The organism is Streptomyces sp. 13-12-16, from assembly GCF_002114215.1.
Lineage (GTDB): Bacteria > Actinomycetota > Actinomycetes > Streptomycetales > Streptomycetaceae > Streptomyces.
In genome coordinates this window covers 1-10,181 of record NZ_NCTE01000163.1, presented here as the reverse complement: position 1 = coordinate 10,181, position 10,181 = coordinate 1, and the positions used below count along the sequence as shown (strand labels likewise).

General features: G+C 71.4%; 8 protein-coding genes. 1 reads left to right on the top strand and 7 read right to left on the bottom strand.

The window, feature by feature from the left end; translation table 11 throughout:
* From B7767_RS07735 to B7767_RS07710, 5 genes are all read right to left on the bottom strand, one after another.
* Positions 1 to 1,265, bottom strand: a 1,265-nt coding sequence (locus B7767_RS07735; protein ID WP_085571506.1) for an aldehyde dehydrogenase family protein, incomplete at its 3' end; no start/stop codon positions are given.
* Complete coding sequence (locus tag B7767_RS07730) at positions 1,262 to 2,203, bottom strand: oxygenase MpaB family protein (RefSeq protein ID WP_085571505.1); 942 nt, start codon at positions 2,201 to 2,203, stop codon at positions 1,262 to 1,264. The genes B7767_RS07730 and B7767_RS07735, both read right to left, overlap by 4 nt.
* 635 nt (positions 2,204 to 2,838) lie before the next feature.
* Positions 2,839 to 3,147, bottom strand: coding sequence for a hypothetical protein (locus B7767_RS07720; RefSeq protein WP_030872040.1), 309 nt, complete (start codon positions 3,145 to 3,147; stop codon positions 2,839 to 2,841).
* 148 nt (positions 3,148 to 3,295) lie between these two features.
* A complete protein-coding gene (locus tag B7767_RS07715; protein WP_085571503.1) occupies positions 3,296 to 4,099 on the bottom strand; it encodes an SDR family oxidoreductase in 804 nt (267 codons plus the stop codon).
* Positions 4,100 to 4,311: 212 nt separating this feature from the next.
* Positions 4,312 to 4,881 carry a DUF6328 family protein gene (locus B7767_RS07710; protein WP_073938139.1) on the bottom strand — a complete coding sequence of 190 codons (570 nt, stop codon included), beginning with the start codon at positions 4,879 to 4,881 and terminating at the stop codon, positions 4,312 to 4,314.
* Positions 4,882 to 4,999: 118 nt separating this feature from the next.
* On the opposite strand from B7767_RS07710, the gene B7767_RS47830 reads away from it, so the two are divergent.
* Entirely contained in the window at positions 5,000 to 5,962 is a 963-nt protein-coding gene (locus B7767_RS47830; RefSeq protein ID WP_306297947.1) for a DUF1214 domain-containing protein, read from the top strand.
* On the opposite strand, the gene B7767_RS07700 is transcribed toward B7767_RS47830, so the two are convergent.
* Both B7767_RS07700 and B7767_RS07695 read right to left on the bottom strand, forming a co-directional pair.
* Positions 5,871 to 8,837, bottom strand: a complete 2,967-nt coding sequence (locus tag B7767_RS07700; protein WP_085571502.1) for a carbohydrate binding domain-containing protein — start codon at positions 8,835 to 8,837, stop codon at positions 5,871 to 5,873. The two genes, B7767_RS47830 and B7767_RS07700, sit on opposite strands and share 92 nt — an antisense overlap.
* A gap of 231 nt (positions 8,838 to 9,068) precedes the next feature.
* Positions 9,069 to 10,016, bottom strand: coding sequence for an aldo/keto reductase family oxidoreductase (locus tag B7767_RS07695; protein ID WP_256923351.1), 948 nt, complete (start codon positions 10,014 to 10,016; stop codon positions 9,069 to 9,071).
* Positions 10,017 to 10,181 lie beyond the last annotated feature (165 nt).

The following is a 10,181-nucleotide window of genomic DNA, read 5'->3' as shown; positions in this document are numbered from 1 at the left end:
CCCGCGCGCAGCCGCGCCGCGATCGCCGCACCGGCGCGCCCGCCGCGGCAGAACACCGCGGCCCCCAGGGCGTAACGCGAGGCGTTGGCCCGCTCCACCGCCTCGTCCACGTCGGCCACCGCGTTGATCGCCACGACCGGCCCGAAGGTCTCCTCCGTCATCGCCGCCGCGTCCTCCGGAACGCCGGTCAGCACCACCGGCGCGACGTACGGAGCACGCACCGACCCGGGCCCGCCCAGCAGGGCCCGCGCACCCGCCGCGACCGCACCGGTCACATGCCGCTCGACGACCGCGACCTGGCCCGGGAGCGTCATCGGGCCGTAGGAGGCGTCCGCCCCGCCACCCGGACGCAGCGCCCCGGCCCGCTCGACCACCCGTTCGCACAGCGCCGCGTGGATCTCACGCACCGCGTAGACGCGCTCCACCCCCGCGCAGGTCTGCCCCGCGTTGCTCAGCGCGCCCCACACGATCGCGTCGGCCGCCGCGTCCAGGTCCGCGTCCGCGGTGACGATCACCGCGTCCTTCCCGCCGCACTCGGCGAGGAACGGCGTCAGCGTCCCGGCGCACACCGCCATCACCTTGCGGGCCGTCCCCGGCGAACCGGTGAACGCCAGCTTGTCGACCCCGGACCGGGCCAGGGCGTCCCCGGTGGGCGCCGCGCCGGTGACGGTGGTGAGCAGTCCGGCGTGTCCGGGCACGGCGGAGTCGAAGAGGCCGGCCAGCAGGACCCCGGTGCCCGGGGTCAGTTCGGACGGCTTGAAGACCACGGCGTTCCCCGCGGCCAGGGCGTACCCGATGGAGCCCATCGGGGTGTACAGGGGGTAGTTCCAGGGACCGATCACACCGACCACGCCCAGCGGCCGGTGCACCAGCGAGGCCCGCTGGTGGACGGTGAACAGTCCCGTGCCCGCCTTCCGCCGGCGCAGCACGCGTCCGGCGTTGCGGGCGGCCCAGCCCAGGTGCTCCAGCGTGAGGACGACCTCCAGCGCGGCGTCACCGGCCGGCTTGCCGGTCTCCTCGGCGATGGTGCGGGCCACGGAGTCCAGGTCGGTGGCGAGCGCCTTCTTCCAGCGCAGCAGATGGTCACGGCGCCGGGACGCGGGCAGCGCCGCCCAGCCGGCCTGGACGGTCCGGGCCCGCGCCACGGAGCGGGAGACCTCCTCCGGCCCGTGCAACGGGTGATCGGCGATCGGCTCGCCGGTCGTGGGGGAGTACGTGGTGAAGGTCGTGGCGCGCGGTGCGGTGGCCGGGGTGGTGTCGGTCATCGGGTCTCCTGACGGGGAGCACGGGGGGCGGACGGCTGCGCCGGAACGGAGTCCCCTTCCGGCGGTGTCTCCTCCTGGAGCGGGACCGTCGGACGGGAGTGCGCCCAGTGCGGCCCCAGGTCGTCCAGGGTCCAGCCGAAGGGGTAGGTGCGTGCCTTGGGCTTGCGCGGTAACCACTCCGGCCGCCCGGGCAGCAGGCGGATCAGCGCGGCCCGGACGCGGAAGCCGCGGTGGACGGCGGCCCGCACCCAGCGCGGCTCCGGGCGGAAGCCGAGCGCCGTCAGCAGCGGTTCGTCCAGGACGGCGAGTACGATCCGGGACGTCGGCCGGCGTACCGGGGCCGGGTGCCAGGAGGCCATGATCCGCAGGGTGGCCGCGGCGACCCTGCGGTTGGCGGGGTCGTAGGCGAACATCTCCCGCTCGTAGTCGTCGTGGAGCCGCTCGAACGCGGCGTAGGTGTCGGGCACGCCGGAGATGCCCATCATCTCGCCCATCCGCCGGCCCACCAGCGCCAGGCTCTCGGTCTCCTGCGCGGACAGGCGCCGCCAGCCGAACCGGTCGATCCACCGCTTCGGCCCCACCACCGTGGTGGCGAGGACGTAGAGGAAGTCCTCGTTGGGTATCCGGTAACGGCCGTGGATGCGGTTCAGGTGGCGGGCGGCCGCCCGGCCGTGCTCCGAGTCCATCCCCTCGCGGACCATCTCGTACGTGATCAGCACCGTGTCGTCGTACCGCTTCTGACCGGCACGTTCGAACTCCTGGGTGCGGTCCAGGAGCCGGGAGACGCGCGGGACGCCGAAGTCGCGCAGGAACGCGATCGACGTCCCGTGGAGATAGTCGCGGGGGAACTCGTAGTGGACGATCCACCGGTAGATCTGCTCGAAGTCCCGCCGCGGGTCCATCTGCTGGATGCGGCGGAGCCGGCTGTAGCGGCCCATGGGGGATCCCTCCTGTCGGAATCGCGGCCACCGGCTCGCGGCACGAGCGGTCGGATCGGGGAAGCGGACGGTCTCCGCGTCGACCGGCCTCCTGCCGTACGGGTGGGGACGACGATGCCGCCGGTGAGCCGGATGACGTGGCTGCGCGGTGCCGTGCGGGTCGTGGGCGGTGAGTCGAAGATACTGAAACTATTGACTTGTTTCACAGGCGTCAAGACTCCGGACGTGACGGAGGCGCGGACGCGCCCGTGACCGCGCCCGGTTTCGGCACGTGTCACCAACGCCCGTGTGCGGCAGAGTGGTTGACGGAGCGTCGACCCGGGTTCTCGCCCGTCGTCGATGTCCGCTTCCACCGTCTTCCGGGCGTCCGTCGATCGACCTCGACGTAGTCGGCCTCGGGGAGTGCTGTGCGGAAGCGGCGCGCGGTGGCGTCGATCGGGAGGATGCCGTCGAAGACCTCCTGCGGCATGCCGCAGGTGACGCCGCAGCGGGCGATCAGCCGTCAGCCCCCACCGCGCCACGAGTCCGACCTCGGTGGAGGCACGGCTCCGTACGCACGGATGACGACCGGCGGGTCCGGCCCGGGCCCTTGTCCGTGCGGTGCCGCCGAGGGACGGGGCTTCCTGTCCAGTCGCTCACGGCCGGGGGTTCGTGCGGTGCCACCGGGGGCGGGCGTCGCTGCCGCGGCGTCCCGCGACAGAGGCACAGCGGGGGCACACACGCCGGACGCGGTCCGCCGCGCCTCCGGATTCGGGGAAGGTGTCCTGCCAGACCACATGCGGGAAACGGATCAGCTCCGAGCGGCTCAGGGACAACCCGCAAACGGTCTGGTTCAGGCCCGGCTCCCAGGCGTGCACCTCGCCCGCGGGCAGCCGGCGGCGGCCCTCTTCCTGGTCCGTCCACTGTCCGGTGGCGGCCACGGCGTACCGCTTCACGCGCGTCATGATGTTCCCTCCTGACCGTCCGTGGTACCCGCACCGCCGGGCGTCACGCCGAACGCACGCCGTCCACCCGCGACGGTCCGTGGCCGGTTCCGGCCGTCCCGCGCCGGCCCCGTCGGCACGCGGTCGTCCGCCGTGCGGACGGGCCGGGTCAGCTTTTGCCCCGGCGGGCCGCCGTGCGGATCGCCAGTTCGGCCTCTGCCAGACCGTCGACCAGGGCCGGGTCCTCGAGCCCCGGTACACACACCACCTCGCCGGTGTCCAGTGCGGCCAGGGACGCGTCGACGACCTGGTCCACGGGCATGCCGCCGTCCTCGTGCACGGACTGGTTCCGTCCCGGGACGGGCTCGTCGCCACGCGACCGGTGGAACTCGGTGGCGGTCAGCCCGGGGCACAGCACCTGGATCCGCAGCGGGGTGCCGGCCAGTTCGGCGGCGAGCGTGCGGGTGAAGGTGACCACGTAGCCCTTGGTGCCGCCGTACACCGCGCGCTCGGGCAGCGGATGCGGCGGCAGCGCACCCGCGAAGGCCAGCTGTGAGGCCACGTTGACCAGGGTGCCGCGCCCGCGTTCCAGCATGGCCGGGACCGCGGCCCGCGTGAGCGCGGTGACGGCGAGGACGTTGAGGTCGAGGATCTTCGTCATGAGTTCCGGTTCGAGTCCGGCGAACGGACCGTAGCCGTTGATCCCCGCGTTGTTGAGGAGGAACCCGATGTCGTCGCCCGCCGCACGCCGCGTCACCCGTGCCAGGTCGCCGGGTTCGGACAGATCGGCCACGAGGGTCTCCACCGTGGTGCCCGTCGCCTCGCGCAGTCGCTGCGCGAGGTCGTCGAGCCGCTGCCCCCTTCTGGCCACGAGGACGGTGTCCCACCCGTGGGAGGCCAGCCGCCCGGCGTAGGCCGCGCCGATGCCGGAGGAGGCTCCCGTCACCAGGGCCGTGCCGTGTCGTGTGCTCACTGGTGTGCCGCCTTTCACGCCGACGGTCCGCGAATGCCGTGATCGGGGACGGGTGTCCCGGGCGAAGGTCCCGTACGTGAAGGAAACCGAAGGTCACGAGTGAGTACCCGCCGCACCGGGTGCCGGAACACGGCACGTGGAGGAAACTCCTGACGAGCGAGGTCGTCTCCGGCACCGGTGACGAGCCGGCGGTGCACCGTCCCCCCGGAGCGTCATGCGCCGTCGGTGCGCGAGCGCCGAGCGGCGCGGTGCCGCAGGCGTAGCGGCAGTACGTACCAGCACAGGCCGAACCACAGCATGACCGCGCCGACGAGCACTTCGGCGAGGACGCCGGGGACCACGAAACGGAGGATCAGCAGGAGCGTGCAGCCGATGGTCAGCGCGAGGAGGACCATGCCGCACATCATCAAGCGGCCGGCGGCTTCCACCACCTCGTCCTTCATGCGCTGTCCGGACAGGAAGCGGTGGATGGAGACGGGTGCTATGAGCGATCCGGTGGCTGCGGCGCCGAGCACCACGGTGGTGACGTAGATGGCGTGGTCCAGTGTCCCCAGCTCCCGGAACAGCGGGGTGAAGGCCACACTGAGCAGGAACCCGAAGAGGATCTGCACGCCGGTCTGGGTGACCCGCGTCTCCTGCAGGATCTCGTTCCAGCGGCGGTTGACCCGCTCACGCGGTGTCTCCGGCGTTTCGGCACCGGCTCCCGGACCGTGGCTGTCGTGGCGTGCGCAGCAGGCGGTTTCCTCCCCCGCCGTCTCGACCGGCTGCTCCGTCATGGTCATGGCATCCTCCATATGTCCAGGCGGCTCGTCTGCCCCGTTCTTCCTCCCTTCATGCAGGTCATGGGCGCGGAAGGACTGATCCGGTGCGGCGGGCGGCGGAAGACGCCGTGCACGGCCGATGGCTCCGCGTAAAGGACCGGGAGCGTCTGCCGGGGTGCGACGTACGGGCGTGTCGCAGGCGCCGGCCGATGCCCGGACCGCGGACGTCCGGCCGACGGTGCCGCGCCGGCCCGGTCCGCCGCGCTTCGTCGAGGGCTCGGGACTGTCCGTGAACATGGTCCCGCCCGCGGACGCGACGTACTTCGACTTCGCGAGCGGGCTCGTGCACGACCAGCCGGCCGAGGCGCTCGACCCCGAGAACGCCGGTGCTCTGGCCGCGGACACCACCGACAAGGGCGTCGAGCCCCGTCCGAACGACGGCGCCCGGAAACTCGACCTGTGGTCCTGGTGGTGGTACCTGGGTGTGGGCATCAGCCCGGCGTTCACGGCACCGCTGCCCGGCGGCGGCTCGCAGTACGTGTTCTCGCTCGCGGACCAGGAGGGCCGGGCCCTCGACGGCGGCAGGAACTACCGTCCGGTGCTTCCGCCGGACATTCCCGCCGCCCGGTTCTGGTCGGTGACCGCCTACGACAACCAGACGCGGTCGATGCGGGCGACCGCCCGACGGGGTGTGCGGCGGTCTACTGGTGGAGGTCGATGCAGCTTGCCCAGCCCGGTTCCGGCTGCCGTCGGTCCCATCCCCGACCGCTCGCCACCGACGATCTCGTCCGGTCCGGGAACCGGGGGCACAGCGTTGCCGGTGGCGTGCGGGGTGGTTCGAGGTCGTCACGCCGTCCGGTCAGCACGGTTCCGTGGTGCTGATGGACGACGGGGGACGAGGTGCCCGCCGCCGGGTCGCGGTGGGCACCTCTGCGACGACGCGTTCACTTCTCCAGCCGGGCGGTCGGGGCGGCTCCGCCCGGTGATCCGTCGGCGTGAGCGGGATGTTGCTACTTCAGGTAGGGGCCGTCCTTCCCGATCTTCCCGGTGCCGTCGAGGACGTAGACGCGGAGGTTGGCCTTACCGGGCGCCCCGACGGTGAGCCTGCCGTCGGAGACGATGCGGGTGTCACCGGTGACGGCGTCCCGGTAGGTGCCGTTGGGGATCCCCGTGTACGTGGCGGAGCCGGACACGGTGACGAGCGCGAAGCTGTCGGTGCCGCCGCCGGTGTACCGGCGCTTGAAGGCCATGCCGCCGGAGATGCCCTCCGTGGAGTACTGACCCATCTGGAGGGCCGGGACGGCCCGGCGGATCTGGTTCAGTCGCTGCAGGTGCTTCACCAGCGGTTGGTCCAGGGTGGTGGCGACCTTGCCGCTCGCGGACTCCACCGTGCCGAAACCGGAGGCCGTGACGGAGCCGGCCAGGTGGTCGCCGTAGTAGGCGCGTCCCGTCGTGGCGAGGGGGCAGGTGGGGCCGCAGTCGATCTTCTTGCCCTTCTGGAACTCGATCTCCGACCCGTAGTAGAGGGTGGGGATGCCGCGGAAGGTCCACATCAGGGACATGTTCTCGGCCCAGGCGTCGGTGCCGCCCGTGTAGCGTTCGTTGCTCTTGTTGGGGCCGTAGTCGTGGCTGTCGACGTAGACGACGTTGTAGGTGGCGTCGTTGACGCTGTCGTCGGAGTCCTTGCCGTTGCCGAAGGCGTTGTGTGCGTCACCGAAGTTCATGTGCATGCGCATGTCGATGATGTTCATGCCGGAGAACTTGCTGTGGTCGGGCGCGTGGTAGGTGTTCCCGTTCAGGAAGGCGTTGTTCGAGGTCGGCTGGTTGCCCGTGCCCTGGCCGTTCTCGTAGTCGTACTGTTCGAGCGCCGCCTTCCCGTCGTCGGCGCTGTACTCCTTGCGCTCCTTCCAGGTGTAGAACTGCGCCGAGTGGTTGACCGAGCCCCGGTTCCACTTGTCGTTGACGAAGGCGGCGACCTCGGCGAAGACGAAGAAGTTCTGCGCGGCCTCGGCCCCGAACTTCTGGGTGACGCGCTCCTGGACGGCCGGCAGGAAGTGGCGATTCCAGGTGACGCGGGGGATGTGGACGGCCGTGTCGACGCGGAAGCCGTCGACACCCATGTCGATGTACTTGTTGTAGGCGCCGATCAGGTAGTTCCGCACGGGTACCGACTCGGTGTCGAAGTCGGCGAGGTCGTCGTGCAGCCAGCAGGAGCGGGAGTCCTCGCCCTCCCAGTTGCCGATCCAGCAGTTGTGGTAGTACGCCTTGGGGAACATGCCCGATGTGGGGTTCGGCCACTGGCAGTTGTAGATCGTGTAACCCTCGGGGCTCTTGGCCCCGGTTGGCCTGCCCCAGTTCAGGCAGGTGTTGCCGGTCGGTTCGGCGGTCGACCAGAGGTCGCCGTTGTAGTACGACTTGCCGGACTTGGTCTCGACGGTCAGACCGTCGTACTCGAAGCCCGCGTTCTTCTCGTCGTAGAGCCAGCTCCACTGGTTGTCCCGCACGCCGTACACGGTCGGCGTGAACAGTCCCTTGGCGCCCCAGCGGGAGCTGTGGTTGTAGACGACGTCCTGGTAGATCTTCATGCCCTTGGCGTGGGCCGCGCCGATCAGGTCCTGGTAGGTCGCGCCGGCCGACTCCAGCCGGGCGTCGACCTTGTAGAAGTCGTAGCCGTGGTAACCGTGGAAGTCGTAGTCCGAGCGGTTGAGGACCACCGGAGTGATCCACACGGCGGAGAAACCGAGCGCCTTGATGTAGTCGAGCCGCTCGACCAGGCCCTTGAAGTCGCCGCGGAACATGGGGTCGTCGTTGGCGGCGTTGCCCGACTTCACGTGCTGGCTGCCGCCGCGGTTGTTGGAGCTGTCGCCGTCGTTGAAGCGGGCGGTCATGACGAAGTAGATCGGGTCCTTGCGCGGGTCCGTCCCCAGCGGTGCGCCCGTGGGGGGCGCCGGCGGCTTCTTCCCGGTGGTGGCCGACGCCGGGGCGGAGGCGGCCGAGGCGTTGCCGGCCGCGTCCACGGCCTTGACCGTGTAGGTGTAGGTGGTGTTCTCCTCCAGGCCGGTGTCGGAGAGCACGGTGGAGGTCACGTCGGTGACCGTGGTGCCCTCGGTGCCGCCGGTGCGGGTGACCTGGTACCTGGTCACGCCGGTGTCGTCGGTGGCGGCGTTCCAGGACAGGACCACGGAGGTGTCGGTCGCGCTCGCCCTGACACCGGACGGGGCGGTGGGCGCCTCGGTGTCGGGTTCCTCGGCGGCGCACGGGTCCTTCGCGTTCGCGGTGACGGTGTTGTTCTTCACCGTGCTGGTCCCGGAGGCCAGGACGTAGTCCGAGCCGTTGTTGTTGTCCCAGACCCCGTTGCCGTTGTTGAAGGCCGCTTTCAGCGAGGTCGCGGAGCCCAGGCCGACCGTCCGCTTCCACCAGCCGGCGCAGGCGGCCTCCATGCCCACGCCGGGCACGGCGGTCCAGGAGCCGCCGGCGGGCTGGTAGTGCAGGTTGGCGGTGGTCCAGCCGAGGGTCTGGGTCGAGTAGTAGACGGTCGCCTCGTTGCCGGGTCCTCCGGAGCCGGCGCAGGGGTCGCTGTGCGCCACCACGCCGTCCTTGACCGTGATGTTCCCGGTGCCCAGGACGTAGTCCGAGCCGTTGTTGTTGTCCCAGACACTCTTGCCGTTGTTGAAGGTGGCCTTCAGCCCGGCGGCGGATCCCAGGTCGACGGTGAGCTTCACCCAGTCCGTGCAGGCGGCTTCCATGCGCGTGCCGGGGGCGGTCGTCCAGTTTCCGCCGTCGGGTGCGTAGTGGAGGTAGTGGTCCGTCCAGTTCTTCGTCTTCGTGTAGTAGAAGACGGTGGCCGAGGCGGCGGTCGGGGAGGCCGGCGCTGCGGCGGCCTCGGGCGCGGTGGGAGTGGTCAGGGGCAGGACGAGGGTGCCTGCGGCGAGAGCTCCGGCCGCCCAGGGGCGGGCGAGGGAGCGGCGGCGTCTCATGCGCGTCTCCAGGATGCGGTGGGGGAGGGCCAGCTGCCGTGCGGACGCCGGCGGAGACCTTGACGCGCCTCGAGGCCTCCTGCGCCCGTGCCCGCGATGCGCCGCCTGTCGGAAACTTGCAGCAACATCTTGCAGGCATCCGGAGATTACTCGCGCATGACAAGCGCGTAAAGAGTGCGGGCACCCTTTCGCTGCCCGGGCCGCTCACCGCCGTCCGCCGGCGGACGCCTCTCAGGGCAGCGGCGCGCCCCGCGCGGCGACCCACAGCTCGTACCACTCCTCGTGGGACAGGTCGGGCGCCCGGTGCACAGCGTCACGGCAGGCCAGAATGCGCCCGGGCCGGGTGGTGCCCACGACCGGGACGACAGCGGCCGGATGGCGCTGGAGCCACCACAGCAGGACGGTTTCGGGGGTCGTCCCCTTGCGGAGCGCCAGGTCCGCGACCAGCCGGGCGGCCGGGGAGTCCGCCCCGCTCGTGAAGCGGCCCCGCGCCAGTGCCCCCCAGGCCTGCACCTGGATGCCGTGGGTCACGCAGTGCTCCACGGTCCCGTGCGGGAAACCGCCCGCCGCCCCGTCCGGGATGTTCAGCAGGACGCCCGACTCCACCCACTCGTGCCGGGCCAGGCTCATCTCCAACTGGTCGACCACCAGCGGCACATCCAGGTGCTTCTGCAGGAAGGCGATCTGCGCGGCGCTCATGTTGGACACCCCGAACTGCCGCACCGTCCCCTGCCCGTGCAGGGTGCGGAAGGCCTCAGCGATCTGCTCGGGGCGGGCCAGGGGGTCGGGCCGGTGCAGGAGCAGGACGTCGATGACGTCGGTGCGCAGCCGCGTGAGACTCTCCTCGACCCGCCGGAGGATCGTGCGCCCGCTCAGGTCGTAGGAGCCCACGCGGTCTCCGTCCGGCAGGGTGATGCCGCACTTGGTCTGCACGAGGATGCGCTCACGCAGCCCGGAGGACCGCGCCAGGATCTCCCCGAAGACCTCCTCCGACTTGCCGTGCCGGTAGATGTCGGCGTGGTCGAACGCCGTGATGCCCGCCTCCAGCGCGGCCTCGACGGCCGCTTCGGCGTGGCCGAGATCCGCCGCCGTCCACCGCTGCCGGTCCCAGCCCCCTCCCAGTCCCATGCAGCCGTACAGCAGCCGGACATCGCGTACGTCCGTGTGCGGGGTCGTCATGTGCCGTCGTCCTCTCGTGGGGTCGGCCCGGGCCGGGAAGCCACGGTCCCGCGGGCCTGTCGTTCGTCGCGGGCGGCCCTGATCCGCGCGGCCGGCGCACCTCGGTGCGGGGGCGCCTCGGCCGGGCGCCGTCCGCTGCCGTCGTGGTGCCGCGTCGTCTCAGCG